27 protein-coding genes are annotated in these 26,431 nt (G+C 58.1%); 10 read left to right on the top strand and 17 right to left on the bottom strand.

Annotated features, from left to right (window positions below; genetic code table 11):
- The first annotated feature begins 8 nt into the window (after nt 1-8).
- Both dnaJ and radC read left to right on the top strand, forming a co-directional pair.
- On the top strand, nt 9-1,160 hold the full coding sequence (dnaJ, locus tag N4A58_RS04890) for a molecular chaperone DnaJ (RefSeq protein ID WP_072708723.1): 1,152 nt from the start codon (nt 9-11) through the stop codon (nt 1,158-1,160).
- An 83-nt stretch (nt 1,161-1,243) separates the two neighbouring features.
- Nucleotides 1,244-1,999 carry a DNA repair protein RadC gene (gene radC, locus N4A58_RS04895; protein ID WP_293708204.1) on the top strand — a complete coding sequence of 252 codons (756 nt, stop codon included), beginning with the start codon at nt 1,244-1,246 and terminating at the stop codon, nt 1,997-1,999.
- Here the strand turns inward: radC and N4A58_RS04900 are convergent.
- The 3 genes from N4A58_RS04900 to secA form a co-directional block, all read right to left on the bottom strand.
- The gene (locus N4A58_RS04900) at nt 1,971-3,452 is read right to left on the bottom strand and encodes a phosphate ABC transporter substrate-binding/OmpA family protein (protein WP_293708205.1); all 1,482 of its coding nucleotides are present in this window, start codon (nt 3,450-3,452) and stop codon (nt 1,971-1,973) included. The genes radC and N4A58_RS04900 overlap by 29 nt on opposite strands.
- A gap of 104 nt (nt 3,453-3,556) precedes the next feature.
- A complete protein-coding gene (locus N4A58_RS04905; RefSeq protein ID WP_072708731.1) occupies nt 3,557-4,492 on the bottom strand; it encodes a hypothetical protein in 936 nt (311 codons plus the stop codon).
- A 193-nt stretch (nt 4,493-4,685) separates the two neighbouring features.
- Nucleotides 4,686-7,388: a preprotein translocase subunit SecA gene (secA, locus tag N4A58_RS04910; protein ID WP_293708206.1), complete on the bottom strand. Its 2,703-nt coding sequence runs from the start codon at nt 7,386-7,388 to the stop codon at nt 4,686-4,688.
- A gap of 171 nt (nt 7,389-7,559) precedes the next feature.
- On the opposite strand from secA, the gene N4A58_RS04915 reads away from it, so the two are divergent.
- The 4 genes from N4A58_RS04915 to N4A58_RS04930 all read left to right on the top strand — a co-directional run bounded on the left by N4A58_RS04915 (nt 7,560) and on the right by N4A58_RS04930 (nt 10,363).
- Nucleotides 7,560-8,408: a peptidylprolyl isomerase gene (locus N4A58_RS04915; protein ID WP_072708736.1), complete on the top strand. Its 849-nt coding sequence runs from the start codon at nt 7,560-7,562 to the stop codon at nt 8,406-8,408.
- Complete coding sequence (gene argJ, locus N4A58_RS04920; protein ID WP_072708739.1) at nt 8,409-9,635, top strand: bifunctional glutamate N-acetyltransferase/amino-acid acetyltransferase ArgJ; 1,227 nt, start codon at nt 8,409-8,411, stop codon at nt 9,633-9,635.
- A complete protein-coding gene (locus N4A58_RS04925; protein ID WP_072708742.1) occupies nt 9,632-10,036 on the top strand; it encodes a (deoxy)nucleoside triphosphate pyrophosphohydrolase in 405 nt (134 codons plus the stop codon). The genes argJ and N4A58_RS04925 overlap by 4 nt, the downstream gene beginning before the upstream one ends.
- Nucleotides 10,037-10,231: 195 nt before the next feature.
- On the top strand, nt 10,232-10,363 hold the full coding sequence (locus tag N4A58_RS04930) for a hypothetical protein (RefSeq protein ID WP_092464157.1): 132 nt from the start codon (nt 10,232-10,234) through the stop codon (nt 10,361-10,363).
- A gap of 125 nt (nt 10,364-10,488) precedes the next feature.
- Here the strand turns inward: N4A58_RS04930 and infB are convergent, their stop codons facing one another.
- The 6 genes from infB to pip all read right to left on the bottom strand — a co-directional run bounded on the left by infB (nt 10,489) and on the right by pip (nt 18,091).
- Nucleotides 10,489-13,050, bottom strand: a complete 2,562-nt coding sequence (gene infB, locus N4A58_RS04935) for a translation initiation factor IF-2 (RefSeq protein WP_293708207.1) — start codon at nt 13,048-13,050, stop codon at nt 10,489-10,491.
- A 9-nt stretch (nt 13,051-13,059) separates the two neighbouring features.
- On the bottom strand, nt 13,060-13,680 hold the full coding sequence (locus N4A58_RS04940) for an RNA-binding protein (RefSeq protein ID WP_072708747.1): 621 nt from the start codon (nt 13,678-13,680) through the stop codon (nt 13,060-13,062).
- A gap of 25 nt (nt 13,681-13,705) precedes the next feature.
- Complete coding sequence (gene nusA / locus N4A58_RS04945; protein WP_072708750.1) at nt 13,706-15,322, bottom strand: transcription termination factor NusA; 1,617 nt, start codon at nt 15,320-15,322, stop codon at nt 13,706-13,708.
- A gap of 1 nt (nt 15,323) precedes the next feature.
- Complete coding sequence (rimP, locus tag N4A58_RS04950) at nt 15,324-15,908, bottom strand: ribosome maturation factor RimP (RefSeq protein ID WP_293708208.1); 585 nt, start codon at nt 15,906-15,908, stop codon at nt 15,324-15,326.
- A 135-nt stretch (nt 15,909-16,043) separates the two neighbouring features.
- Nucleotides 16,044-17,054, bottom strand: coding sequence for an SDR family NAD(P)-dependent oxidoreductase (locus N4A58_RS04955; RefSeq protein WP_293708209.1), 1,011 nt, complete (start codon nt 17,052-17,054; stop codon nt 16,044-16,046).
- 56 nt (nt 17,055-17,110) lie between these two features.
- On the bottom strand, nt 17,111-18,091 hold the full coding sequence (gene pip / locus N4A58_RS04960) for a prolyl aminopeptidase (RefSeq protein WP_293708210.1): 981 nt from the start codon (nt 18,089-18,091) through the stop codon (nt 17,111-17,113).
- Nucleotides 18,092-18,163: 72 nt separating this feature from the next.
- Here pip and ubiG point away from each other — a divergent pair, with 72 nt between their 5' ends.
- Entirely contained in the window at nt 18,164-18,910 is a 747-nt protein-coding gene (ubiG, locus tag N4A58_RS04965; protein WP_072708762.1) for a bifunctional 2-polyprenyl-6-hydroxyphenol methylase/3-demethylubiquinol 3-O-methyltransferase UbiG, read from the top strand.
- Between the two features lie 44 nt (nt 18,911-18,954).
- Here ubiG and N4A58_RS04970 read toward each other — a convergent pair whose 3' ends face one another.
- The 4 genes from N4A58_RS04970 to N4A58_RS04985 are packed head-to-tail and all read right to left on the bottom strand — an operon-like array spanning nt 18,955 to nt 21,285.
- Nucleotides 18,955-19,401, bottom strand: coding sequence for a MarR family transcriptional regulator (locus N4A58_RS04970; RefSeq protein ID WP_177218586.1), 447 nt, complete (start codon nt 19,399-19,401; stop codon nt 18,955-18,957).
- Nucleotides 19,402-19,415: 14 nt separating this feature from the next.
- Nucleotides 19,416-20,252, bottom strand: coding sequence for a carbon-nitrogen hydrolase family protein (locus tag N4A58_RS04975; protein WP_293708211.1), 837 nt, complete (start codon nt 20,250-20,252; stop codon nt 19,416-19,418).
- Nucleotides 20,249-20,509 (bottom strand): glutaredoxin 3, encoded by a 261-nt coding sequence (gene grxC / locus N4A58_RS04980; protein WP_072708768.1) that lies wholly within the window; start codon nt 20,507-20,509, stop codon nt 20,249-20,251. Before grxC ends, N4A58_RS04975 begins: the two co-directional genes overlap by 4 nt.
- 32 nt (nt 20,510-20,541) lie before the next feature.
- A complete protein-coding gene (locus N4A58_RS04985; protein WP_293708212.1) occupies nt 20,542-21,285 on the bottom strand; it encodes a ComF family protein in 744 nt (247 codons plus the stop codon).
- On the opposite strand from N4A58_RS04985, the gene N4A58_RS04990 reads away from it, so the two are divergent.
- Nucleotides 21,286-22,107: a methyltransferase domain-containing protein gene (locus tag N4A58_RS04990; RefSeq protein WP_293708213.1), complete on the top strand. Its 822-nt coding sequence runs from the start codon at nt 21,286-21,288 to the stop codon at nt 22,105-22,107.
- Between the two features lie 60 nt (nt 22,108-22,167).
- Nucleotides 22,168-23,229, top strand: coding sequence for a ferrochelatase (gene hemH, locus N4A58_RS04995; protein WP_293708214.1), 1,062 nt, complete (start codon nt 22,168-22,170; stop codon nt 23,227-23,229).
- 146 nt (nt 23,230-23,375) lie between these two features.
- Here the strand turns inward: hemH and N4A58_RS05000 are convergent, their stop codons facing one another.
- Both N4A58_RS05000 and N4A58_RS05005 read right to left on the bottom strand, forming a co-directional pair.
- Nucleotides 23,376-23,561, bottom strand: coding sequence for a hypothetical protein (locus N4A58_RS05000; RefSeq protein ID WP_072708775.1), 186 nt, complete (start codon nt 23,559-23,561; stop codon nt 23,376-23,378).
- A gap of 149 nt (nt 23,562-23,710) precedes the next feature.
- Nucleotides 23,711-24,334: a L,D-transpeptidase gene (locus N4A58_RS05005; RefSeq protein WP_293708215.1), complete on the bottom strand. Its 624-nt coding sequence runs from the start codon at nt 24,332-24,334 to the stop codon at nt 23,711-23,713.
- Between the two features lie 167 nt (nt 24,335-24,501).
- On the opposite strand from N4A58_RS05005, the gene N4A58_RS05010 reads away from it, so the two are divergent.
- On the top strand, nt 24,502-25,041 hold the full coding sequence (locus N4A58_RS05010) for a CAP domain-containing protein (protein WP_072708779.1): 540 nt from the start codon (nt 24,502-24,504) through the stop codon (nt 25,039-25,041).
- A gap of 15 nt (nt 25,042-25,056) precedes the next feature.
- Here N4A58_RS05010 and N4A58_RS05015 read toward each other — a convergent pair whose 3' ends face one another.
- Both N4A58_RS05015 and N4A58_RS05020 read right to left on the bottom strand, forming a co-directional pair.
- Nucleotides 25,057-25,551 carry a L,D-transpeptidase family protein gene (locus tag N4A58_RS05015; protein ID WP_293708216.1) on the bottom strand — a complete coding sequence of 165 codons (495 nt, stop codon included), beginning with the start codon at nt 25,549-25,551 and terminating at the stop codon, nt 25,057-25,059.
- Between the two features lie 84 nt (nt 25,552-25,635).
- Nucleotides 25,636-26,409 (bottom strand): ion transporter, encoded by a 774-nt coding sequence (locus N4A58_RS05020; RefSeq protein WP_293708217.1) that lies wholly within the window; start codon nt 26,407-26,409, stop codon nt 25,636-25,638.
- Nucleotides 26,410-26,431: the final 22 nt, after the last annotated feature.

Raw genomic sequence — 26,431 nt, forward strand, 5'->3', positions numbered from 1 at the left:
AATATCCCATGGCGAAACGAGATTACTACGAAGTCCTCGGTGTCTCGAAAGGCGCTTCGGCCGACGAGCTGAAAAAAGCATATCGGACCAAAGCCAAAGAGCTGCACCCGGACCGGAACTCTGACAATCCTAACGCCGAGTCCCAATTCAAAGAGGTCAATGAGGCGTATGACTGCCTCAAAGACCCCGAAAAGAAAGCAGCCTATGACCGTTATGGCCACGCCGCCTTTGATGGTGGCATGGGCGGCCCTCGTGGGGGCGGCGCAGGCTATCAGGGACAAGGCGATTTTGCCTCGGCCTTCTCGGATGTGTTTGACGACCTATTCGGCGACTTCATGGGCGGACGCGGGGGCGGCGGTGGCCGGTCTCGGGCAGCTCGTGGTGCCGACCTGCGCTACAACCTGCGCATCACACTGGAAGAGGCTTATGCGGGGATGGCGAAAACCATCAACGTACCCTCTTCAGTGCAGTGCGACGGCTGTGACGGATCGGGGGCAGAAGGCGGCGCAGAGCCGACCACCTGTCCAACCTGTTCGGGCATGGGCAAGGTCCGCGCTCAACAAGGCTTCTTCACTGTCGAACGCACTTGTCCGACCTGTGGCGGCCTAGGCCAGATCATCAAGAACCCCTGCAAGAAGTGCGGTGGGTCTGGACGAACCGAACGCGAGCGGTCTTTATCGGTGAATATTCCGTCAGGCGTGGAAACCGGAACACGCATCCGTCTTGCAGGCGAAGGCGAAGCCGGCATGCGCGGTGGACCTGCGGGGGATCTGTACATCTTCATTGATGTGCAAGAGCACCCGATTTTCCAGCGCGAGTCCGTGAACCTGCACTGCCGCGTGCCTGTGTCTATGACCTCTGCTGCTCTTGGTGGCGATATCGAAGTCCCGACCATTGACGGTGGCCGCAGCCGAGTCAAAATCCCTGCGGGCAGCCAATCAGGCCGTCAAATGCGCTTGCGAGGCAAGGGCATGCCGCCCCTGCGTGGTTCGGGTCACGGCGATATGTTCATCGAATTGGCCGTCGAAACGCCGGTCAATCTTACGTCGAAGCAGAAAGACCTGCTGCGGGAATTTGAGAAGCTATCCGAGGATAACAACCCGGAATCAAAGAGCTTCTTCGGTTCTGTGAAAGACTTCTGGGACAGCATGAAAGGCTGATCCAGCACCGCCCGCCCATCCCGGCGGGCGTTTTTATTTCCACGTTATGGCTGTGTTAACCTGCCTCTCGCCAGACTAGCGCCATGGTTCAGCAAAATGCATTTCAAGAATCGATGGCTCTATTTGATCCCGACGAGGCGGTCAGCCCCCCTAAGGGTACCCCGCAACCGTCATATCTGCGGGATCACCGGCGGCGCCTTCGGGACCGGTTTTTGGCAGGCGGCGCCGATGCATTGCCCGACTACGAGATGTTGGAGCTGGTGCTGTTTCGGGCAATCCCGCGGCAGGATGTGAAACCACTCGCGCGCAAACTTCTTGATCGCTTCGGTGACTTCAATCATGTGATTTCGGCCCCCGCAGAGCATCTAAAGGAGACCAAGGGCGTCGGCGACGCCGTGGTGCTTGAGCTGAAAATCGTCGAAGCAGCAGCCCACCGCCTCGCCAAGTCGCGAGTGATCCAGCGACCAATCCTGAGCAGTTGGCAGGCGTTGATCGACTATTGCCACACCGCCATGGCGCATAGGGAAACCGAGCAGTTTCGCGTGCTTTATTTGGATCGAAAGAACGTTCTCATCGCGGATGAAGAACAAGCCAAGGGTACCGTTGACCATGTCCCCGTGTATCCCCGAGAGGTGATGAAGCGCGCGCTCCAGCTGAACGCCAGTGCGCTAATCTTGGTACATAACCATCCGTCCGGCGACCCCTCACCAAGTGAATCTGATCTACGAATGACAGAGCAAATTGATCGCAGCGCGCAGACACTTGGCCTCACCCTCCACGATCACATTATCATCGGCAAAAGCTGCGAGCTTAGTTTCCGATCCGAGGGGTATCTGTGACGTCACCAACGTCGGGACGCACCCACACTTCGACACGGCGATTCACGAACCGTCCCCATTCGCTACTGTCACAAGCCAAGGGCATCGCCTCACCATAGCCGAGCGAGGTCAGGTGCGCGTGCTCCCCTCCGTCCTCAGTGGCAGAAAGCACCGCATCCATAACAACCCGCGCGCGTTTCTCAGATAGCGCTCTGTTCGCCTCGGCCGGACCCTGTCCATCACTAAAGCCGACAAACATCAGACTCTGACCATCAAAGTCGCCCCCCGCGATTGCCTGCGCGAGAAGGGCAACATTTGACCGAGAATGCGCATCCAGCCTGGAAGATCCAGCTTCGAAACGGAACGATACAGTCAGACGATCCCGTGCGTCCAACGTCGAGACCATTTCTTTGAGGTCCTGAAGCGCAACGCCGTCGCCCGCATGTAGGATGGCATTCACCAAGCGTTCCCCTTGGGTCGCGAGGCTCACTGTCTCTGGCTCTTGATCGATATAGCCTGCGCTGCGCACGACTCGCTGTACGTCTTGGCTCGCCAAATAGGCCACCAACTCACGCCCGATTTTGGGCAGCCGCCGTGCGGGACGATATAGGAACACAGGTGCCGTTAGCGGATAGTCCTCTGCCTTGACGCTCTGGCGGTCCGCTTTCAGGGACACGCCACACCCACCCCGAATAGCAAGGGGCTGCGCCCGATGGTCGTCGGACAAAGCTGCAAAGCCCAGCGCAAAGGGGTCGGTTTTGACCGCCTGCCGCAGGGCTTCTACCGAAGGGTGAAAGGCTGCCGCCGCAGGCCCTTTGGGCATCAGTGCTGCGATCGCTTGCCCAAAGCCCGTTGTCGGTGATGGCAAGTGCAAAGAAATCCGCGCCTCTGGCCCGCCGACCTGAGACCAATCTGTGATTTTGCCCGACAGGATGCCTTTGATTTGGGGCATCGAGAGGCTCCGCACTGGCGATCCGATGGCGGTGATCGGCACGATCGCATCCAAGGCAATCACCTGCCCATAGCGCCCGTTCGTCAAATCCCCCAAGCCCGCAGTCTGTGCCAGAGCAATTTCTTGGCGTGTCATCGCGCGTGTAGCGAGGACCATGTCTGCCCCGCCATCCAGCATGCGGGTTAGACCCTCTCCAGTCGTCCCTGGTGTCATGTGGAAACGCACAAGTATTCGGCCCGTTGCGTCGGATAACGTTGCGCCGGATTCGCCCAATTCAATAGCCAGGTCGTTTTGCGCCGCGAAGCCCTGCAGCAAGGACGGCCATAGCGATCCCAGTGCATCGGCTGCTCCAGCGATACGCAGGTCGGCGACATAATCTGTCAGATTCGGACAAGCTGGCCCCTCGCACAGGACCCCAGAGCTATCGACCGTCAGCTCTCCGTATGCCGTATCGATACGGTAAAATTCACCATCATAGCCCAAGAACGTGCCATCAAGACGAATCGCTTTATCGTGAGACACCAACGAAATGTCCTGAGCAGTTACAGATGAACCGAGTAAAAACAGATGCGCGGCGAAAATCGCCGCACGTCTAAAAACCAACATTTCTGAGGACCGCCTGACTGTTACCTTGCGGCAATTTTCAGATCATCTAACACATTTTGCAACACCAGAAGCTCGCCCACGGCGTCGCATTCCGGGACAGAGATCAGAACGTCCTGAACGCGCACACGATCAGAGCCGTTGGTTTGCAAAATCTGGGCATTCACGTCTTGGGCGCAATTGCCAGTAGTCACCTGCGCCTCAACGCTCAGCAGGACATCGCCCGCATTGTCAGAGGTCAGCGAGGGATAAGTGTAGATCTCGGCCAAGCGCGCATGGGGCAGGTTCGCGTTGCCAAGACGGATCAGCATACCGCCCTTGCCCGTCGCAGCGACGTTTGTGTTGCGCGCAGCTTCGCGCCAGACGTGGCTCGGACCGCTATACTCTTCGGAAAATTCGCGGGCGTGCAGTTCCAGACCGGACTGCCCCTGCCACTGCACCACAGCGCGGTCGTAAAAAATAAAGCTGCTGACATCAGTTGCGGCGACGGCCACGTCCGTGCCGCCAAAATCCGCCATGAACAGAGCGTTCTCTGCCAGCGCGGGGACATCCAGACGCAGGTTGCCACGATCGTCAGTCGATTCCGTGAACATCAAGCCATTATGGTGCAGCGTGACCGGGGTGTCCGCGTGACACGGCGCCTTAATCGAGACAGAGACCATTGCCGCAGCGGCTGGGTCTGCTGTCATGGAAATCTCACACTCATTGACGGGCTGCGCCATCGCCTGAGGCACGACGGTCGGCTCAGGCTGAGAGGACAGTTCTGTCACGTCATGGAGAACTTCAAGCGGGATCGCTGCCAGCTGCACATACTCGGGATCAATCGGCAAGTTAGGCATTTCAGCATCAGCCGATGTAGATAGCATCTTGATAGGGCCATACTGCATGACGCCGCCAATCCCCAGCGCCACGGCGCCAAGAGCTGCTGCAAACATGTAACGTGATGTCGAACCCGTCATGTCGTTTCCCCGATGTCCTTACTGCGTTCTGCAATCATGATGCCTGCAAAACAGGGCAGAGATGTGGCTGAATAGCGGAGTCTCTTCGGCCCGTTTGTGTAAATACAAGTTTGATATCCTGAATGTTAACATAAAAAAAACCGGCGCACCACTTTAGGTGCACCGGGCAAATTGTTCACTGGCTTGGATAAATTCAGAAGCGGCCGTGGCAGTGCTTGAACTTCTCGCCCGAACCGCAGGGACATGGATCGTTCCGACCGGGATTGCCCCAAGTCGACGGATCGTTTTCCTCGAACCCTGCGACCAACGGCGTGGCTGCAGGCGATTCGGCTTCTTCCTGCGCTTTCTGTACCGGAGCGTCCAGCGCCTCGCGTTGTGCCTGCATCTGCTTGAGTAGCATTTCTTGCTGTTCTTTGGACAGGGGCTGGATACGGGCGAGGGTTTTCGTCACCTCGGTCCTCAGCGAGTCCAGCAAGCCTTCGAACAGCTGGAACGCTTCGGTCTTGTACTCGTTCAGCGGATCACGCTGAGCGTAGCCTCGGAATCCGACAACCGACCGCAGGTGTTCCAGCGTCAGCAAGTGCTCGCGCCATTTGGTATCGATGGTTTGCAGCAGAACCTGCTTTTCGATTTGGCGCATGGCTTCGGGACCAAAAGAAGCGCCCTTCTCTGCCATGTACTCGTCGCTGGTGTTCTGGATGCGCTCTTCGATGTCGTCGTTGTCGACGCCCTCTTCATCCGCCCATGCCACGATCGGCATGTCCTGATTCAAGGTTTCGATGATCGCGGCCTGCAGCCCTTCGGTGTTCCACTGATCCGCATAGGATTTCGGCGGCATGAACTCTTCGACCAGATCTTCGATGACCTGATAGCGCATGTCCTGCACGATCTCAGACAGATCTTGCGCCTCCATGATTTCGCGACGCTGCGAGAAGATAACTTTCCGCTGGTCGTTCATCACGTCGTCAAATTTCAGCAGCTGCTTGCGGATGTCGAAATTGCGACCTTCAACCTTTGCCTGAGCACGCTCCAGCGACTTGTTCACCCAAGGGTGCACGATCGCCTCGCCCTCTTTCATGCCAAGGGTCGACAGAACCTTGTCCAGACGTTCAGAGCCGAAGATGCGCATCAGGTCATCTTCGAGCGACAGGAAGAACGCCGAGCGGCCCGGGTCACCCTGACGGCCCGAACGGCCACGTAGCTGGTTATCGATGCGGCGGCTTTCATGGCGCTCGGTCGCTAGAACGAACAGACCGCCTGCGGCTTTCACAGCCTCTTCATCAGCCTTGTGGCTTTCTTCGATCTGAGTGCGCAGAGCATCGGGGTCAGCATCAGGATTGGCCTCAATGGCTTCCATGATCTTGATCTCGACGTTGCCGCCCAATTTGATGTCGGTCCCGCGGCCGGCCATGTTGGTCGCGATGGTCACGGCCCCCAGCTTACCGGCATCCGCGACGATCTGTGCTTCCTGCTCATGCTGGCGCGCGTTCAGAACGTTGTGCGGGACACCTGCCTGCTGCAGCAGCGCCGACAGCATTTCCGACTTCTCAATCGATGTGGTGCCGACCAGAACGGGCTGACCGCCCTCGTGGGCTTTCTGTATCTCTTCGACAATCGCGGCGTATTTCTCTTGGGCGGTGCGGTAGACCGCGTCGTCCTCGTCAATACGGGCGATGGGGCGGTTGGTCGGCACTTCAACCACACCCAAGTTATAGATCTCCATGAATTCGTCCGCTTCGGTCAGCGCGGTACCGGTCATGCCGCCGAGCTTGTCATAGAGACGGAAGTAGTTCTGGAAGGTCACGCTGGCCAAAGTGACGTTCTCGGGCTGGATCTTGCAGCCTTCCTTCGCCTCAATCGCTTGGTGCAGACCGTCAGACAGACGGCGACCCGCCATCATACGGCCGGTGAATTCGTCGATCAAAACGACTTCGCCATTGCGGACGATGTAGTCTTTGTCCTTGGTGAACAGCTTGTGCGCGCGCAGGCCCTGGTTCACGTGGTGGACGATGGTGGTGCTTTCGGGATCGTACAGCGACTGGCCTTCGGGCAGCAGGCCCATTTGAAGCAGACGCTGTTCAAGGAATTCGTTGCCCTCGTCGGTATAGGTGACGTTGCGGGTCTTTTCGTCGAGCGAATAGTGCTCTTCGGTCAGCTCGGGGATCACCTTGTCCAGCGACAGGTACATATCGCTGCGGTCCTGCGCGGGACCAGAGATGATCAGAGGCGTCCGCGCTTCGTCGATTAGGATCGAGTCAACTTCGTCCACAATCGCGAAATAGTGGTCTCGCTGCGCGATCTGGTTCAACTCGGACTTCATGTTGTCGCGCAGATAGTCGAAACCAAGCTCGTTGTTCGTCGCGTATGTGACGTCGCAGGCATAAGCCTCGCGCTTTTCGGGCTCGGGCTGCTGCGGGTAGACGACACCAGTGGTCATGCCCAAGGCTGCGAACACCTTGCTCATCCACGCAGCGTCGCGGCGGGCCAAATAATCGTTGACCGTCACAACGTGAACACCGCGCCCGACCAGCGCGTTCAGATAGGCAGGGAAGGTCGCGACCAGCGTCTTACCTTCACCCGTTTTCATCTCTGCAATGTTACCTTGGTGCAGGAACATCCCGCCCATAAGCTGCACATCATGGGCCCACAGACCCAGAGCGCGGCGCGCGGCCTCGCGGCAGTTGGCAAATGCTTCGGGTAGGACATCATCGAGGCTTTCACCGCCTGCGACGCGTTCCTTCAGGCTCGCGGTTTTCTCGATCAGCTGTGCATCGCTGAGGGCCTGATATTCGTCGGCCAGGGCGTTGATCTGGTTTATAACCGGACGCGTTGCCTTGATCTTTCGGTCGTTCGGGGTGCCAAAGACTTTTTTGGCCAGAGTTCCGATACCGAGCATACTTTCCCCGCTTCCTAACGTTTTCGTGCGAGGCATCCGCTTGCTGCGCTGGGACCTAATCCCTAAAAAGATGACGCGGCAGCCGCTACAGGCCCCAAGGCGATGTAAGTGGCTGTACCCACAGTGTCAACGTTGCGCACCAGCGCAGTTAACCCGAAGGACCCTATTTTCATGCGTTCACTCAAAACTCTGTCTGCCGCTGTCTTTGCGATGGGCATCGGCCTGTCCGCCTCAGCGCAGGACGCTCCGACCGCTGATACCGTACTCGCAACCGTCAACGGCAAAGAGATTACGCTGGGTCACCTGCTGGTCGCGCGGACGACGCTGCCCCAGCAGTATCAACAATTGCCCCCCGAAGTGCTGTTTAACGGCCTGATGGATCAGCTGATCCAACAGCAGGTTCTGTCGGACACCCTGACTGAGAAGCCTCGCGGCCTTGAACTGGCTCTCGAGAACGAAGCCCGCGCTCTGACTGCGGCTGAGGTCATCGAAAACATCGCTATGGAGGCGGTCACCGACGCCAAGCTGCAAGAGGCGTATGACGCCAAGTATACGAATGCAGGCGGCGAAACTGAATTCAACGCGAACCACATTCTGGTCGAGAGCGAAGACGAAGCCAAAGCCATTATCGAAGAGATCAACGGCGGCGCGGACTTTGAAGAAGTTGCCAAAGAAAAGTCGACAGGTCCTTCGGGCCCCAACGGCGGCTCTCTGGGCTGGTTTGGCGCGGGCATGATGGTGCCGGAATTCGAAAATGCGGTCATGGACCTAGAGGCTGGCGCCATCTCGGCAGAGCCTGTGCAAACCCAGTTTGGCTGGCATGTCATCAAGCTGAACGAGACCCGCGAGAAAGAAGCACCGTCGCTGGACGAAGTCCGTGAAGAGCTGACTGCCGAAATTCAGGCCGCCGCAGTTGAAGAGCAGGTTGCAGCGCTCACCGATAAAGCGGATGTTGAGCGCAACACCGCAGAGGACTTTGATCCTGCGGTCATCAACCAAATGGATCTTTTGGAGCAATAAATGGCCAAATACGCCCGTTCGCCTCTGGCCCCCGAGGCCTTTCCCGAACTGCCCGTCATCAAGGGTGCGCGCTTCGCGAGCCACGCAGCGGGCGTAAAGTACCAAGGCCGAACCGACGTGATGATGGTTGCATTGGACGCAGGTAGCAGCATTGCTGGCGTCTTTACGAAATCATCCACACGATCAGCTCCGGTCTTGGACTGCCAGGACAAAATCGGCGGTGCCCCCGAAGAGGGCGCCGTCATTCTGGTGAACGCAGGCAACTCCAACGCCTTTACCGGCAAGGCAGGCGTTGAGTCCGTCCGTGCAATCACCACCTCTGTCTCAGAGATCATGGAGACCCCGATTCCCCGCGTTTTCACGTCCTCGACTGGTGTAATTGGCGAGCCAATGAAGCACGAGCGGATCATCGCAGCATTAGACACGCTCAAAGGCAAGCTTGACGAGAACGGGATCGAAGACGCCGCCCACGCGATCATGACCACCGACACCTACCCCAAAGGCGCCTGCGCGACCTTCGAGGTCGACGGCAAAACGGTGAACATCGCGGGCATCGCCAAAGGCTCGGGCATGATTGCCCCTGACATGGCGACGATGCTCGTCTACATCTTTACCGATGCCAAAATTGAACAAGCCGATTTGCAGTCGCTCGTCAGCGCGTTCACAGACAGCACCTTTAACTGCATTACAGTAGACAGCGACACCTCGACCTCTGACACGCTTCTGATGGCCGCGACAGGTGCCTCTGGCGCGACTGTGAGCCACGACACCAAAGCGTTCCGCGATGCTCTGCATGACGTGATGCTGGACCTGTCGCACCAAGTGGTGCGCGACGGCGAAGGCGCACAGAAATTCGTGACCATTAACGTCACGGGCGCACGCAACAATGCGCAGGCCAAAGTGCACGCGATGGCCATAGCAAACTCACCTCTGGTGAAAACCGCCATCGCAGGCGAGGATCCAAACTGGGGTCGCGTCGTCATGGCCATCGGCAAGTCCGGCGCCGAAGCAGACCGTGATCTGTTGACTATCCGCTTTGGCGATATCCTCGTGGCGGAAAAAGGTTGGGTCAGCCCAGACTACAAAGAAGAGCAAGGCGCAGCCGTCATGAAAGAGCAAGAGATCACGATCAACGTCGATCTTGGACTCGCTGATGGGTCCTCAACCGTCTGGACTTGCGACCTCACCCATACCTACATCGAAATCAACGCGGACTATCGCTCGTGACCAACAAGATTGTTCTGGTTTCTGCCGTCGCGCTCATCGATCCCGATGGGCGCGTTTTGCTCGCACAGCGCCCCGAGGGCAAATCAATGGCTGGTCTGTGGGAATTCCCCGGCGGCAAGGTCGAAGAAGGCGAATCACCCGAGGATGCTCTCGTGCGCGAGTTGCACGAAGAACTGGGGATCGAGACGTGGAACAGCTGCCTCGCTCCCCTCACATTTGCGTCACATGCTTACGACAGTTTTCATTTGTTAATGCCATTGTTCGCATGTCGGAAATGGGAGGGCGTCCCCGTACCCCGCGAAGGCCAGCAACTTGCATGGGCACATGCACGGGATTTGCGCAATTACCCCATGCCTCCGGCTGATATTCCGCTGATACCCGTTCTGAGAGACTGGCTGTAAACTATTTATTAACCATTTGCCTCTCAAACTGGCTGTGTAATTCCGAGGCCGATATATCAGTATGCGGCAAAAAGGCTAGTCAAGCGTTATCCTAATTCGATAGGGCCTTAGTCCCAAACATGACGTTTTTATGATGCTTTTTCAGGCGTGCTCGCGTATATTATAGGTACGCAATGTCTGGCGGAGGATGATGACATGATGCGCACTATCACTTTCGGGACCTCGGTTTCCGTGCAAGGACTTTACGTACGAGATCTGGCAGACGGCCGCATTCTCGTCCGCGTGGACAACCGTGAGATTGCCGGTCGTCCCGCGACTATCAAATAAGAAGACTTACCCACCACTCACACTACAAAGAGGTCCCTGGGGACCTCTTTTTTTGTGCCAAATTCCTACAAGACAAAAGAAAAGCGGCCCCGAAGGGCCGCTCGAATTTCCTAACTGTCGTACGATCAGAGCGTACGTTCGACTTCTTCGCGCTCGAAGATTTCGATGACGTCCTGCGGGCGAATGTCGTCGTAGTTTTCGAACGCCATACCGCATTCCTGACCGGACAGCACTTCTTTGACTTCGTCCTTGAAGCGCTTGAGCGTCTTGAGCGTCCCTTCGTGGATAACCACGTTGTCACGCAGCAAGCGCACACCCGCCGAACGACGTGCCACACCTTCGGTGACCAGACAGCCAGCAACCTTGCCCACGCCGGTAACCTTGAAGACTTCTTTGATCTCGGCGTAGCCGATGAAGTTTTCGCGGATCTCGGCCGACAGAAGGCCACTCGCAGCTGCTTTCACGTCGTCCACGAGATCGTAGATCACGCTGTAGTAGCGAATCTCAACACCCTTTTGGTTGGCGCTATTCCGAGCCGACGCATTCGCACGCACGTTGAAGCCAAAGACCGGCGCGCCGCTGGCTTCTGCCAGGCCGATGTCGGTCTCGGTGATCGCGCCCACGCCAGAGTGCAGAACACGAACACGTACTTCGTCGTTGCCGATCTTTTCCATCGCCTGAACGATAGCTTCGGCCGAGCCCTGCACGTCTGCTTTGACCAAGATCGGCAGTTCGCTGACGTTCTCATCAGCCTTTGCCTTGGCCATCAGCTGCTCGAGAGTGGTCGCGGCGCCAGCGGCGGCGCGCTTCTCTTTCGCTGCGTTCTCGCGGTATTCCGCAATCTCGCGTGCCTGAGCTTCAGTTTCCACAACGTTCAGAACGTCACCCGCTTCGGGCGTGCCGTTCAGACCCAAAACCTCGACCGGAACAGAGGGGCCTGCCTCATCAACACGGTCGCCTTTGTCGTTGATCAGCGCGCGGACTTTACCCCACTGCTCACCCACAACGAAGATGTCACCACGCTTCAGAGTACCCTTCTGCACCAGAACGGTGGCAACGGGACCGCGACCGACGTCCAGCTTCGCCTCGATCACAGCACCTTCGGCCGCGCGATCGGGGTTCGCCTTGAGTTCCAAAATTTCCGCCTGCAGCGCGATTGCGTCCAGCAGTTGATCTAGACCCAAGCCAGTTTTCGCCGAGACTTCAACATCTTGGACTTCACCGGACATCGCCTCAACGACAACTTCGTGCTGCAAGAGCTCGGTCCGCACCTTCATGGCATCGGCTTCGGGCTTATCGCACTTGTTGATCGCGACGATCATCGGAACGCCCGCCGCTTTGGCGTGGTTAATCGCTTCGATGGTCTGCGGCATAACCGAGTCATCCGCTGCAACAACCAGAACCACGATGTCAGTTACCTGAGCACCACGCGAGCGCATCGAGGTAAAGGCCGCGTGACCGGGTGTATCGAGGAACGACAGAACCGCGCCGTTATCGGTGGTCACCTGATACGCACCGATATGCTGAGTGATGCCGCCGGCTTCGCCAGAGGTCACGTTCGCATTACGGATCGCGTCCAAAAGCGAAGTTTTACCATGGTCAACGTGGCCCATAATCGTAATGACCGGGGGACGCGACTGCAGATCTTCTACTTTGTCTTCGAACGAGGTGATCACGTCTTCAACGTCAGCATCGGAAACGCGCACCACTTTGTGGCCGAATTCTTCGATGATCAGTTCAGCGGTATCTGCGTCGATGGTCTGGTTTTGTGTCACCATCATGCCCATTTTCATGAGCTCTTTAACAACATCAGCCACTCGCTCGGCCATACGGTTCGCCAGTTCCGAAACCACAATGGCTTCGGGCAGCTGAACGTCACGGACGATCTTTTCGCGCTCTTGGTTGCCCATGGCCTTCTGACGCATGCGCTCTTGCTTGCGCTTCATCGAAGCCAAGGATTTCTGACGGCCGCCTTCACCACCAGACAGCGCCTGGTTCAGGGTCAGCTTGCCAGAACGGCGTCCGTCGTTGCGACCACCTTTGTTGCGACGGTTGTCGTCTTCGCGACCGCCCTCTTTCTTGCGCGAAGGGGTTGCAGCCGGCTTCGGCGCGCCACCACGGCGGTTGTCGGCGTTCTGACCAGCTGCCTGAGCATCGGCAGGCGTGGCAGGAGCGGGCTCGTTACGCTTCGCGGCAGCGGCTTTTTTGGCGTCGGCAGCGGCTTTTTCAGCAGCTTTCTTGGCCTCTTCCGCTTCTTTGCGCTCGCGCTCTTCTTCTTCGGCCTTACGTTTGGCCGCTTCTTCGCGCTCACGCTCTTCGCGCTCTTTGGCTTCGATCTCGGCGCGGCGACGCTCACGCTCTTCGGCGCGGCGCTTCTCCTCGTCTTCCCGAGCTTTCTGATCTTCGGCTTCGCGGGCCTTCGCAGCCTGCAATGCCTTCAGGCGACGCTCCATTTCCGCGTCGGAGATACCGGCGGGACGCTTGGACGGATCGCCAAGTTTGGGGTTTGCGCCACCGGACTTTCCAGCACCGGGTTTGGGGGTGACCACGCGTTTCCGCTTGGTTTCCACCACCACATTCTTGGTGCGACCGTGGCTAAAGCTCTGCTTCACATTGCCAGAGCGTCCACCCGCTCCGCCACCGCGAACACCCAGAGTCTTCTTGCCGTCGTTATTGTTGTCGCTCATCTAGCTGTTTTACCCTTCCCGGCGGCCCATTCCGCCGTCTTGCGCGCGCAGGCCTTTCAATCTTGTGGCTTCCTCTACAACACGGTTGCTGAGTCCGCCATACCCAAGCGCGCTATGAATCACAGTTTCCCTACCAAAGGCTGCCCCCAACTCGTCTGCGGTCAGCCATCCAATGTATTTTCCCCTATGCGGGGTCGAGAGTTTGGACTTCCCTCGTGTAGATCCGTCGCAGGCCTGAAGCAGGACGTAGGCGTCCTCTTTGATCAAGAGATCCTTAACCTTTTCATAGCCAGCGACCGCCAGTCCGCCTTTGCGGGCCAGCGAGATCAGATCGACCACCCGCCGCGAAATCTGCTGCTCGACCGTTTCGGTCAGGCCCTCGGGGACCGTGACCTTGGTTTTTGCAGCGCGGCTGAACAGACCCTTGGTTGCGGCCTTGTCCAGCGCTTCTCGGGTCGAACTTACCCAGATTCCCCGACCGGGAAGCTTTCCCAGCACATCGGGGACGATCTGGTTGTCCGGTCCGACCACGAAGCGGATCATCGTTTCAGTAGACCCAACCTCTCCGGTCGCAATGCACTTGCGTTCTGGACCGTTCTCTCGGTCTTTGTCTGCACCACCACGGCTCATTCAGGTCTACTCCAGCGGCAGAGGATTATTCCTCTGCTTCGCTCTCTTCAGTTTCAGTTTCTTCGGCAGAGTCACCCACCAGCTCTTCTGGATCGACCCAACCCAGCATCACGCGAGCGGTCATCACCAGATCCTGAGCTTCGGCGAGCGAGACGTCGAACTTCTCGAGGATGCCATCATCCTTGACGCGCTGGCCGTCGACGGTGGTCCAACCACCCGCCAGTTCCCAGTCGGCACAAGTTGCGAAATCTTCAAGCGTCAGAACGCCATCATTCGCGAGCGCTTCCACCATTTGGGGGCTCAGGCCATCAAATTCAACCAGTCCCTCGTCGACACCCAGTGCGCGAGCGGCGTCCAGAGCCTTGGCGTTCTGAGCTTCCAGATAGTCGCGGGCACGGGCCTGAAGCTCTTCCGCGGTGCTTTCGTCCACACCGTCGATGACCAGCAGTTCGTCCACTTCGACATACGCAACCTCTTCGAGATTGGTGAAGCCTTCGGAGACCAGCAACTGGGCAAAGAACTCGTCCAAATCCAGAGTGTCCATGAACAGCTGTGTGCGCTCTTCGAACTCTTTCTGGCGGCGCGCCGAATCGTCGCTCTCGGTCATGATGTCGATGTCCAGAGCGGTCAACTGGCTGGCCAGACGCACGTTCTGACCGCGGCGACCGATCGCCAGCGAAAGCTGCTCGTCAGGCACAACAACTTCGATGCGCTCTGCATCTTCGTCCAGAACCACTTTCGACACTTCTGCAGGCTGCAGCGCGTTCACGAGGAAGGTCGGCATGTCCTCGTTCCACGGAATGATGTCGATCTTTTCGCCCTGCAATTCGTTTACAACGGCCTGCACGCGGCTACCGCGCATACCAACGCAGGCACCGACGGGGTCAATCGAGCCATCATTGCTGACGACCGCAATTTTCGCACGCGAACCAGGGTCACGAGCCACAGCTTTGATCTCGATGATACCGTCGTAGATTTCGGGCACTTCCATCTTGAACAGCTCTGCCATGAACTCGGGTGCGGTGCGCGACAGGAAAATCTGCGGACCACGCGCTTCGCGGCGCACGTCTTTGATAAAGCAGCGCACACGGTCGTTCGGGCGATAGCTCTCGCGGCCGATCTTTTCGTTGCGGCGCAGGACGCCTTCGCCACGGCCGATATCGACGATGACGTTGCCGTATTCTTCACGCTTCACGACGCCATTGATGATGGTGCCCTTGCGGTCGATGAATTCATCGTACTGACGATCACGCTCTGCTTCGCGGACCTTCTGCAAAATGACCTGCTTGGCCGACTGCGCAGCGATACGGCCCAGTTCCACAGGGGGAATTTCGTCGACAATCTCGTCGCCCACTTGGGGATCGGCCATGTACTGCTTGGCTTGCGCAACGGTCAGCTCTGCCTGATAGTTCTCGAGCTCTTCATCCTCGACCACGGTACGAATACGGGTAAAGGTAGCACGGCCGGTCTTACGGTCGATGCTCACACGGATGTCCATCTCGGCGCCGTAACGGGACTTTGCCGCACGCGCGAGCGACTCTTCCATCGCTTCGACGACCAGACCGGGGTCGATCATCTTTTCGCGGGCCACAGCCTCGGCGGTTTGCAGCAGTTCCAGCTGGTTTGCGGACGTGATTGCCATCTCAGTTCTCCTCAGAGCCGGACTCGGCTGTCTCTTCTTCGATCAGGTCAAATTCGTTTTCGTCTACGACACCGGCGGCTTTGCGGGCACGCAGCATATCGCGGATCAGGTCGTCGGTCAGGACCAGCTTCGCATCGCTCAGCCAGTCAAATTTCAGACCGATGGTACCCTCGGAAATGGTAATCAGCACTTCATCCTCTTCGACACCCGCCAAAGTGCCTTTGAAGCGGCGGCGGCCATCGATGAGTTCACTGGTCTCGACCTTGGCCTCGTAGCCCTCGAAATTCTCGAAGTCCTTGAGACGGGTCAAAGGACGGTCGATGCCGGGGCTCGACACTTCCAAAGTGTAAGCTTCGACGATCGGGTCCTCAACATCCATCACAGCGGACACGGCGGTCGAAATATCAGCACAATCGTCCACTTCGATGCCGCCATCGGGCTTGTCAGCCATGATTTGCAGCAGCGGGGTGTTCCCGCCTTGCAGACGGATGCGCACCAGTTCGAACCCCATATCTTCGATAACGGGGCCGACGATTTCAGCGAGACGCCGGTCAATGGCAGTCTTTGCGATCAGATCGTTGGTCATATCAGCGTGCCTCCGGGCACAAAAAAACGGGCTCGCGGCCCGTTGATCTTTCCCGGTGGAACGTTGTTCCCAACGCGCCGCTGTTGAGCGCGATATAGGCCCCTCTGCGCAGAAAAGCAAGAGGGGCCTTGATTCTTAGGTGTAGAACTCGCGGTACCACTCGACGAAACGCTTAACCCCTTCTTTCACCGGCGTACTCGGGGCATAGCCCGTTAGGCTGCTAAGGAGGGTGGTGTCGGCCCAAGTCGCGGGCACGTCACCGGCCTGCATCGGCATCAAATTCTTTTTCGCTTCAACGCCCAAGGCATCCTCTAGTGCGGTGATGAAGTCCATCAGCTGCACCGGCGAGGCGTTCCCGATATTCACCACGCGCCACGGGGCCACAGGGCTCAGGCTGTCGTGCTCGGCGATGTCGGCTTCGGACGCAGGGCGCTGCGGAACCGCGTCGATCAGCAAGCGAATCCCCTGCACCAGATCGTCGATATACGAGAAGTCCCGCATCATCTTGCCGTGGTTATAGATGTCGATCGGATCGCCGTTCAGCATCGCCTTGGTGAATTTGAACAGCGCCATGTCGGGGCGGCCCCACGGACCATACACGGTAAAGAACCGGAACATAGTGATCGGCATGTCGTAGAGGTGGGCATAGGAATGCGCCATCGCCTCGTTCGCCTTCTTGGTCGCGGCGTAGAAGGACATCTGGTGGTCGGCTTTCACAGTCTCCACGTACGGCATCTTGGAGTTCGCGCCATAGGCCGAACTGGTGGACGCCATCAGAAGGTGCTGACAGGGGGTCGCGCGAACCGCCTCGAGCAGATTGAAGACGCCGATCAGGTTGGCCTCGACATAGCTCTGGGGGTTATCGATCGAGTAGCGCACACCTGCCTGACCCGCGAGATGGACAATCACGTCCGGCTTCTCGTCCCCGATCAGGGTGCGCAGCGCGTTCGGCGTTTCCAGCTTTTCGCGGACCGGCTTGAACGAGGGCGACTGCTTGAGGATCTGCTCGCGGCCCTCTTTCAGTGCGACGTCGTAGTAGTCGTTATGGCTATCAAAGCCGATAACCTCGAAGCCCTCTTGCAAGAGCTTCTGGCTAAGATGAAACCCAATAAACCCTGCGGAACCTGTGACCAGCGCCTTTTTCATATGGCTCTCCTGAACAAACTGTTTCCATGCCTGCGCCATTGAGGCCGCCAAGTCAATCAACCCAGCAACGATCGCAGGCGAACACTGTGCAGCATGTCCATTACGCGCACTAATTCAGACGAAATGCCCGGTTCTGAGAGCGCGTGACCCGCCGTGGGGATCATACGCAAGTCGCACAGATCATCTGGCCACGCCTCTTTGAGCTTCCACGCGCCTTCGGGGGGACAGATCATATCAAAGCGTCCCTGAACGATTGTCGCGCCGATACCCTTGAGCTTGGGCAAGTCTGTCAGGATCTGACCGTCCGTCTTCAGGAAGCCCGCATTGACGAAATAGTGGTTCTCGAGCCGCGCAAAGACCCGCGCGTAGTCGGCAGGCGTGTCATAAAAGCTGGGGCCATTCGACGCGACAGATGCGAGCGCATTTTCCCAAGCGGTCCACTCGCGGGCAAACTTGATTTGCTCTGGCGTATCCTCGCCGAACAGGCGTTTATGGTAGGCCCCGATGAGGTCGCCGCGTTCATCCTCTGGCACTAGTGCAACAAAGCGGTTCCATACATCCGGCCAGAAGCGCCCTGCCCCGCCGCCATAGAACCAGTCGAGTTCGCTCTGCGTCATCAGGAACACGCCGCGCAACACCAGATGCATCGCCCGTTCGGGGTGGGTTTCCGCATAGATCAGAGACAACGTGGCGCCCCAGCTACCCCCAAAGACGACCCACTTCTCGATCCCCAACGTCTCGCGGATCAGCTCAATGTCGGCCACCAGATGCCATGTGGTGTTCGCCTCGACCGACGCGGCAGGCCTAGAACGACCACACCCCCGCTGGTCGAACAAGACAACGCGATAGACTTCGGGATCAAAGTAGCGGCGCATCGTTGGGCTACAGCCACCACCGGGGCCGCCATGAAGCACCAGTACAGGAATGCCGTCTGGGTTGCCGCATTGTTCGACATAGACCGTATGGCCGTCACCGACGTCGAGCATGCGCTGGTCAAAGGGAGCCAGGCTTGGATATAGGAATTGAGCTGCGCGCATTTGGGCCGAGAATTTTCTGTTGAAAGGTCTATATGAGGCGTAGAGGCCCAGAAGACCAACAGGGAGATCAGAATGCAAGCGCAGCAGACCACCGTAGACGCCAGCGAAGTTGCAAAATTCGAAGCAATGGCCGCAGAGTGGTGGGACCCGAACGGTAAATTCAAGCCCCTGCACATGCTCAACCCCTGCCGTCTGGAATATATTACCAGCCAAATCGCCGGTGAGTTTGGGCGGGATCGGTCGGCCGCAAAGCCGTTTGAAGGACTGCGTTTGCTGGATATCGGCTGTGGCGGCGGCCTATTGTCCGAACCCATGGCGCGCCTTGGTGCAACCGTGGTCGGAGCGGATGCTGCCGAGCGAAACTTGCCCGTGGCGCGCATTCACGCCGAACAATCCGGTTTGGACATCGACTACCGCTTTACCACAGCCGAGGCGATGGCTGCTGCGGGCGAACAGTTCGACGTGGTGCTGAACATGGAAGTGGTCGAGCACGTGGCCGATCCGCAGGCCTACTTGGACGCCTGCCAGCAATTGCTGAAGCCCGGCGGGCTGATGATTTGCTCGACGATCAACCGAAACGCCAAGAGCTTTGCCATGGCGATTGTCGGCGCAGAATATGTGATGCGCTGGCTGCCCAAGGGCACCCACGAGTGGAACAAGTTCATCACCCCGGACGAGCTGTGTGCGCTGATTTCGAAGGCTGGCCTGAACCCAGTGGATCGCACGGGCTTTGTGTTCAACCCGATCACGTGGGGCTGGAGCCTGTCTTCGCGGGATCTGAGCGTGAACTATGTCACCGCGAGCACCAAGCCCGCGTGAGGGTGGCACGGATTGGATTTTGAGTATTTAGGGCAAAAAGAAGCCTACTGGTTTTCTTCTAACCTAAGACGGAGTTCGCGCAGGGTCGGTAGGGCCGCGCGGACTTTTTCGTCACCAAGGGCGCTGACCACTTCCTGAATCATAGGTGTGATCGCCTCGAGCGCCAGATCGCGAGCGCGTTTGCCAGCAGGGCTGATCGCCACCATTTTGCGGCGCGCGTCGTCCCAGTCGGGCCGGATGTGCACGTAGCCCGCCCATTCTAAACGGTTCAGCGTATTGGTCATGGCACCGCGCGTGACGTGAAACGACTTTGCCAGTTGCGCCGGAGTACGCTCTTCGCCCGAGAACGCCAAGTGGTTCAGGACCGAGAAGTGCGAGATTTCCATGCCCTTTGGCAGAACACGCGACAGCCGGTTGCGGGCCAACTGGTCCACGGTCAGTATCTCGCTGAACAGGGTCACTGCGAGCGCGTTGTTCTTTTCAATCGCCATCCGGTCTTTCGCGTTTAGTCTAAGGGACCGCTATACGGGCGGTCATGGTCCAGCGCAAAGATGCGTGCTCGGCTTTCTGCCACTTCCTTTAGGCAGAGTTCAACATAGGTGATGGTCGGTAAATCCCCCGCCGATGCGACAATTTTGCCCCAAGGGTCCACCGCAAGGCTATGCCCGTAGGTCGAACGCGCCTTTGCACCGCTCGAAGGGTGGGTACCACATTGGGCCGGCGCCAGCACATATGCGCCGCATTCTATGGCTCTGGCGCGTAAAAGTGTTTCCCAGTGCGCTGCGCCCGTGACCGGAGAAAACGCGGCGGGGACGCAGATGATGCCCGCTCCTGCCTTGGCCAGATCGCGGTACAGATGAGGAAAGCGCACATCGTAGCAAATGGTGAGACCCACAATGCCAAAGGGTGTTTCTGCCAGAACGGCGCGGTCCCCTGGACGGTAGCCTGCAGATTCGCGGTAGCTCTCGGTTTCGGACACCTGAACATCAAACATGTGGATTTTGTCGTACTGTGCAACGATATCACCCTGCGGATTGATCAGAAACGACCGGTTTGCAAAGCGGCCATCCGCATCGTGGGTTTTAAGCGCGAGCGATCCGATCAGAAGCCAAATGCCGTGCTCTGCCGCTGCGGCGCGCAAACGCGCCAGCGTGGGATCATCCTCTTGGTGCCGCAGAACGGCTATTTGGTGATCGCGCGAGGTCGACACACAATTGCTGACCTCCGGTGTCAGAACAAAATCTGCTCCGTTCGAGGCAGCCTCGGCGATCCGGCGCTGGAGCATCTCTGCATTGGCAGCCGGATCATCCGAAGATGTGATCTGGAGCAGCGCCGCCTTCATTCGCTGGCCAAGAGAGGATCAAGTTTGCCTGCGCGTTCAAGCTCATATAGCTCATCGCAGCCTCCAACATGGGTCTCGCCCACGAAAATCTGGGGCACTGTATGGCGGCCATGCGCGCGATCCATCATCTCTGACCGGCGATCCGGTTCTTCGAACAGATTGATTTCACTATAGGACGCGCCCTTCTTGTCCAGAAGGCGCTTGGCGGCGTGGCAGAAGCCGCAGAGAGGCGAGGTGTAAATTTCGATGGGCTTCATGACGCGTTCCTTTTCCAGAATTTGAAACTCATTTAGGGTGAATGCGCAACGCGTGCGAGGGTCACGACCGAAACTTCTCGGACCTGTGAGGAATATAGCGCCTGCGTACAGGCAGCGCACGTCGCACCAGAGGTCATGACATCATCAACCAGTATCACAGGACGATCCTTAATCTGAGCGGCGCGACTGGGGTTCACGCGGATGGCACCCTGTAGCGCGGCAAAGCGGTCCGCCCGCCCCAAACCATCAAGGGATTCGTGCCGACCGCTGCGCGTCAAGGCGTCTGGAACACACGTGAGACCGGTTTTGCGGGACAGCTCCTGTGCCAGAAGAGCGGCCTGATTGTACTGGCGCATGGCCAGGCGCCGCCAATGCAGGGGTACGGGCACGACCACCGTATCAGGGTGCAAAAGCTCGCGCGCGGCCTGCGCCAGAAGGCCTGCCACGCCTCGCGCCATATCCGTCCTGTCTGCATGCTTCAGCCGAAGCACGATGGATCGGCCAATCCCCTCGTAAAGAATGGCAGCCCGCCCTGCGGTCCACGGCGGCGAGGACGTTAGGCAGTTGTCGCAATGGGCGCCAAAACCCTCCTCTCCGGGCAAGGGAACCCCGCATGTCTCGCAGACCAGCCCGCCGATCACATGTATCTCTCTCCGGCATGTACCACAGAGCGCAAAGTCCTGCCCGACCGGATCACTACACCCCAGACAGCGCGGCGGATACACAACTCGAAGCGCCGTTTGAATTGTCCCCTGCAGCAGACTAGAACCTTGCATATGTCGAACCCCAGATCCCTCATCGACGGGCCGGCGCGTCAGCGCCAACTTGCCCGCGCCGCCCAAAACCCGCTGCTCTTCTTGCAAGAGACCGCCGCTGACGACATGCAGGATCGCCTGATGATCGTTAACAGGTCGTTTCAGGACACTGTGATTGTCAGTGATTGGCCCCAGTTGTGGGCAGATCGTCTGCCGGACGCGCGCGTGATCAAGCCCACTGAGACATTGGATGTCGCAGAAGATAGCGTCGATCTGGCGATCCACGCCCTGAACCTGCACTGGGCCGAAGATCCGGTGGGACAACTGATCCAGCTACGCCGCGCGCTGCGCCCCGACGGCATGCTCATCGCGTCGCTCTTTGGTGGTCAGACGCTAAATGAACTGCGCATGGCTCTCAGCGAAGCCGAATCGCGGGTCACAGGCGGTCTGTCCCCGCGTGTGCTGCCCATGGGGGATATCCGCGACCTCGGGGGCCTGCTGCAGCGTGCAGGCTTTGCTCTGCCTGTCAGCGACACCTTCCGGATCAAGGTCCGCTACGACAATGCGATCGCCCTGATGCGCGAGCTGCGGATGATGGGCGAAGGAAACGCTCTGACCGAGCGCCTGCGCCACCCGACGCGCCGCGATGTCCTGTTCGAAGCGGCGCGCATCTACGCCGAAAACTTTGCCGATGCAGATGGTCGCATCCCCGCGACCTTCGAATTCTGCATTCTAACAGGATGGGCGCCCGACAGCAGCCAGCCACAGCCCCTGCGTCCCGGCAGTGCGGCCGCCAGACTTGCCGACGCCCTGAACACGACAGAAACGAAGCTGAACGATTGACCCAAGGGGTTGGCCCCTTATCTCCAACCGCAAAGCAATAACAACGATTGGAACGACGCCATGTTGGACGCCCAAGCGACCGCCAAGTGCCCCGCGCATGCCCCCGCAGACCACCCCAAGGTCCAGAAGCCCAAAGTCGGCATCCTCCTGGCCAATCTTGGGACACCGGATGGCACCGACTACTGGTCCATGCGCCGCTACCTGAACGAATTCCTGTCCGACCGCCGCGTCATCGACTACTCGCCATTCCTCTGGCAGCCGCTGCTCCAATTGGTGATCCTGTCGACTCGCCCGTCGAAGTCCGGCGCGGCCTACGCCTCGATCTGGAACAACGAGGCGAACGAGTCGCCCCTGATGACCATCACCAAAGACCAGACCGCCGCGATCAAGGCCGACCTAGAGGCTGAATACGGCGACAACATCATGGTCGAGTTTTGCATGCGCTACGGCAACCCCTCGACCCAGTCAGTGGTCCGCAAGATGGTCGAAGCTGGATGTCACAAAATCCTGTTCTTCCCGCTCTACCCGCAATACGCGGGCGCAACCTCGGCCACGGCAAACGACCAGTTCTTCCGCGCGCTGATGAAGGAAAAATGGCAGCCCACTGCTCGTGTCGTGGACCCCTATTTCGAGCACCCCGAATACATCGAAGCGCTCGCCCAATCGATCGAGACGGCCTACGCCAAGCTCGACAAAAAACCCGACGTTCTGGTCTGCTCCTATCACGGCCTGCCCAAGCGCTACCTGGTCAAAGAGGGTGATCCCTATCACTGCCAGTGCACCAAAACCACGCGCCTGCTAAAAGAGCGTCTTGGTTGGGCGGATACCGAAATTACCACGACCTTCCAGTCACGTTTTGGTCCCGAAGAATGGCTTCAGCCTTACACTGTCGAAGAGGTCGCGCGCCTTGCCGAAGCAGGCAAAAAGAACATCGCAGTCTGCGCCCCCGCCTTCTCGGCTGACTGCATTGAAACACTCGAAGAGATCAACGAAGAGATTCGCGAGTCCTTTGAACACGCAGGTGGTGAGGAGTTCACTTACATCCCCTGCCTCAACGATGATCCTGCGCATATCAAAGCGCTGACCACCGTCATCCGCGAAAACCTTGGGGGCTGGCTCTAAGCCCCTTTCATCTTTGCCAAAATACTCTGGGGAGTGAATTGGGGCTCCGCCCCAAGAGAGGGGCAACGCCCCTCTATAAAACCACCAAATGAAAAAGGCGGTAGGAAAACCCACCGCCTTTTTCTTTTTCAGTGATCTGTTCGAAATTACTTCGAAGCAGCTGCAACCAGAACAGCAACCAGGATCAGCGGAACAACCAGACCTGCCGACGACGACGAGGTGGTTGCTTCTTCCACGACTACGGGTGCTTCGATTACGGGCTCAGCCATCGAGCCAGCAAATGCAGTCGAAGCGGTGGTTGCCAGAGCGGCTGCCAGAACGAGTTTCTTCATAGTATCCTCCAGTATAAGCTTGCCGCCGCGTTTCATTGAGGACAGCGACAAGCACCCAAGACTTACCTCGTATGAATTTTCTAACCAGCTATCTTGGCCAAATGCAAACTTAACTTGTGGGAGGATTCAATGAGTTCGCCCTGATGTCGTCAAATTAGCAACACTTGGGTACCGACCTTGGTCAGTTCGAACAGTTGCGCGATATGCTCGTTGTACAAACCGATGCATCCGTTCGATGATCTGCGCCCGATCTTGCGGGTGTCATGGGTTCCATGGATCCGGTAGTAAGTCCAGCTCAGGTACAGGGCGTGGGTTCCTAGGGGGTTTTCGGGGCCGGGGCCAACAAAATCAGGCCATTCCGGGTTCCGCTCCTTCATCGCGGGGGTCGGAGCCCAGCTGGGGCCTTCGACTTTTCGGGTGATTTCAGTACGCCCGCGACGGGTCAAATCTTCGGTCAGAGGGACGCTGGTGGGGAACAACCTGTAGGTGCTCTCGTCCTCGGACCAATAGTGCAGCGCGCGGCTGTCCACATCGACCAAAATTGCGCCGTTCCGAAGGCTGCTGAAGTAAGGCTGCCATTCAAGTGTGCGGAAGCTCGAGATGTTGCGACGCACGCCTTGTTCGATGGCACCTTCCAACTCGACCGTGGCCGCGCCGTTGAAGCCGCCAGTGCTTTGCGCCAGTGCGGGTACTGCCATTGCAGTCAGCCCGCCAGCGATCCCGCTCGACAGAAAGGCGCGCCGAGACAGTCCTGTTCCCTTACGATCAGCCATGCTCTACCTCCGGATGATCAGATTTCTTGGTAATTTGCTACTTTTCTATGGTGGAAAAGCCGCAGTCGCAAATCAAACCACGGTAAACTCGCAGAGATTGGCCTACTGTGGGTTTGAAACCGCATACCCCAACGGGTAAGGCTTGGCCAAACAACCGAGGGGCCCGCATGTTCCGCCTACTTCCAATACTTCTTAGTTTTCTTGTCGCTTTGTCCGCCTGTTCTCCGGCGCCCACCCCGCCCCGTATGGGTCCGGACGGCAAACCGCTGCCACGCCTTTACCGGATCAGCTCTGCTGACGAAGCGCGCATTCAGTACGGCATTCTTGATTCGGTGAACGCTCTGAGGAATGCGGCAGGCAAACGATCACTCGCGCTCGAGCCGCGCTTGAACGCCGCTGCCGCGACTCATGCCCGTGACATGGCAGTCCAAAACCGTCCTTGGCACTTTGGCTCTGACGGCTCCTCGCCGATCGACCGCGTCCGCCGCGTTGGCTACACGGGCCACTTTGTGGGTGAGCTGATTTCTGAAACCTACGAGACCGAGACAGAAACCCTCGCTGCGTGGGCAGAAGACCCCATCACGCGCAAGGTTCTGATGTCTGACGATGCTGACCAATTGGGTTTTGCGTGGTTCCAAGAGAACAACGGCAAGATCTGGTGGACCATGGAGCTTGGTGCTTCGGCGCCGATTATGGCCCTGCAATAAGCGGCGCCAAGCTGTTTACGGATAAATCGAGATCGGGGTGCCGTCGCGCACCATGGCGTAGATGTCCTCGATCTCCTTGTCTGTGACCGCGATACACCCAGCGGTCCAGTCATCGCCCCAGCTGCGATAAAGTTTGGGACGCCCGTGGATAAAGATGTCTCCACCCGGCCCCTTCCCCTGAGACTTCGCATATGCCCTGTCTGCTTCGTTCGGATAATCGATCCCGAGCGATAGGTGAAACTTGCTGTTCGGATTCCGGCGATCAATGAGGTAGTGGCCCTCTGGCGTCTTGCCGTCCCCTTCGAACTGCTTGTGCCCCCTTGGCGTGTTACCCAAGTGAATCTCGTAGGTCTTGAGGACCTGCGTGTGATGCAACAGGTACATTCTGCGCGCCTCTTTGTAGACGACGACACGTGTGACCTCTGGCCCGTTGTAGGTCTTGAACTTACTGCTGCAGGCGGCCGCACCTAACAAAAGCAGCGCGCAAAGCGCCAGCTTCAAAAAACGCATGTCTCACTGCCCTTATGCTTGTTTCTGCATTCGGGCATACACGATTCATGCCAGCTTCAGTAGTAGGCCAGACCTGACTCAGGCTTATTGTGAACTTAGTTTGTCGAGTTTCTTTTCGATCGCCTCGAGCCGCGCCAAAACCGCTTCGCGGTGATCATCAGTGGCACGAGTTTTGTCCTCGGAGTGAGCGTCCTGCATCGAGTTCACGATCAGACCGACCAACAGGTTCACTACCGCAAAGGTCGTCAGCAGGATGAAGGGGACAAAGAACACCCAAGCGTAAGGATACACCTCCATCACGGGGCGGACGATACCCATGGACCAGCTTTCCAAGGTCATGATCTGAAACAAGGAATATGCGCTGAGAGCGAGCGTTCCAAACCAATCGGGGAACGACTCTCCGAAAAGTGTCGTCGAGATAACAGCACCAATATAGAAGATGATCGCCATCAACAGAAACACGCTGCCCATGCTCGGCAGGGCAGAAACCAACCCTTCAACCACACGGCGAAGACGGGGGGCAGCAGAGATCACGCGCAAAACCCGCAGAATACGTAGCGCCCGCAAGGCCGACACCGAGTGCCCGCCAGGGATGAGGGCGCTGCCCACGATGATCGCATCAAAAATATTCCAGCCATTTCGGAAAAAGCGGGTGCCGTGGGCATAAAACTTCGCCGCAAGCTCAAGCACAAAGATCGTCAGGCAAATCCAGTCAACCAATCGCACCAGCCACCCGATATTCGACATGACGGTTTCAGAGGTTTCCAGTCCCAGCACCACGGCATTGATCAGGATCACCCCGATAATTCCGTTGCGCACTGCAGGGTGCGCCAGCCAGTTTGCCAACGTGTCTCTCATAGGCCTGTCCCGTTTTCGTTGC

Origin of the sequence: Donghicola sp., assembly GCF_025210255.1 — a bacterium.
Lineage (GTDB): Bacteria > Pseudomonadota > Alphaproteobacteria > Rhodobacterales > Rhodobacteraceae > Donghicola > Donghicola eburneus.

Coding starts and splice junctions, on each gene's coding strand:
- dnaJ (WP_072708723.1), top strand. CDS start 9: ATGGCGAAACGAGATTACTACGAAGTCCTCGGTGTCTCGAAAGGCGCT.
- radC (WP_293708204.1), top strand. CDS start 1,244: ATGGTTCAGCAAAATGCATTTCAAGAATCGATGGCTCTATTTGATCCC.
- N4A58_RS04905 (WP_072708731.1), bottom strand. CDS start 4,492: ATGACGGGTTCGACATCACGTTACATGTTTGCAGCAGCTCTTGGCGCC.
- secA (WP_293708206.1), bottom strand. CDS start 7,388: ATGCTCGGTATCGGAACTCTGGCCAAAAAAGTCTTTGGCACCCCGAAC.
- N4A58_RS04915 (WP_072708736.1), top strand. CDS start 7,560: ATGCGTTCACTCAAAACTCTGTCTGCCGCTGTCTTTGCGATGGGCATC.
- argJ (WP_072708739.1), top strand. CDS start 8,409: ATGGCCAAATACGCCCGTTCGCCTCTGGCCCCCGAGGCCTTTCCCGAA.
- N4A58_RS04930 (WP_092464157.1), top strand. CDS start 10,232: ATGATGCGCACTATCACTTTCGGGACCTCGGTTTCCGTGCAAGGACTT.
- infB (WP_293708207.1), bottom strand. CDS start 13,050: ATGAGCGACAACAATAACGACGGCAAGAAGACTCTGGGTGTTCGCGGT.
- N4A58_RS04940 (WP_072708747.1), bottom strand. CDS start 13,680: ATGAGCCGTGGTGGTGCAGACAAAGACCGAGAGAACGGTCCAGAACGC.
- nusA (WP_072708750.1), bottom strand. CDS start 15,322: ATGGCAATCACGTCCGCAAACCAGCTGGAACTGCTGCAAACCGCCGAG.
- rimP (WP_293708208.1), bottom strand. CDS start 15,908: ATGACCAACGATCTGATCGCAAAGACTGCCATTGACCGGCGTCTCGCT.
- N4A58_RS04955 (WP_293708209.1), bottom strand. CDS start 17,054: ATGAAAAAGGCGCTGGTCACAGGTTCCGCAGGGTTTATTGGGTTTCAT.
- pip (WP_293708210.1), bottom strand. CDS start 18,091: ATGCGCGCAGCTCAATTCCTATATCCAAGCCTGGCTCCCTTTGACCAG.
- ubiG (WP_072708762.1), top strand. CDS start 18,164: ATGCAAGCGCAGCAGACCACCGTAGACGCCAGCGAAGTTGCAAAATTC.
- N4A58_RS04970 (WP_177218586.1), bottom strand. CDS start 19,401: ATGGCGATTGAAAAGAACAACGCGCTCGCAGTGACCCTGTTCAGCGAG.
- N4A58_RS04975 (WP_293708211.1), bottom strand. CDS start 20,252: ATGAAGGCGGCGCTGCTCCAGATCACATCTTCGGATGATCCGGCTGCC.
- grxC (WP_072708768.1), bottom strand. CDS start 20,509: ATGAAGCCCATCGAAATTTACACCTCGCCTCTCTGCGGCTTCTGCCAC.
- N4A58_RS04985 (WP_293708212.1), bottom strand. CDS start 21,285: ATGCAAGGTTCTAGTCTGCTGCAGGGGACAATTCAAACGGCGCTTCGA.
- N4A58_RS04990 (WP_293708213.1), top strand. CDS start 21,286: ATGTCGAACCCCAGATCCCTCATCGACGGGCCGGCGCGTCAGCGCCAA.
- hemH (WP_293708214.1), top strand. CDS start 22,168: ATGTTGGACGCCCAAGCGACCGCCAAGTGCCCCGCGCATGCCCCCGCA.
- N4A58_RS05000 (WP_072708775.1), bottom strand. CDS start 23,561: ATGAAGAAACTCGTTCTGGCAGCCGCTCTGGCAACCACCGCTTCGACT.
- N4A58_RS05005 (WP_293708215.1), bottom strand. CDS start 24,334: ATGGCTGATCGTAAGGGAACAGGACTGTCTCGGCGCGCCTTTCTGTCG.
- N4A58_RS05010 (WP_072708779.1), top strand. CDS start 24,502: ATGTTCCGCCTACTTCCAATACTTCTTAGTTTTCTTGTCGCTTTGTCC.
- N4A58_RS05015 (WP_293708216.1), bottom strand. CDS start 25,551: ATGCGTTTTTTGAAGCTGGCGCTTTGCGCGCTGCTTTTGTTAGGTGCG.
- N4A58_RS05020 (WP_293708217.1), bottom strand. CDS start 26,409: ATGAGAGACACGTTGGCAAACTGGCTGGCGCACCCTGCAGTGCGCAAC.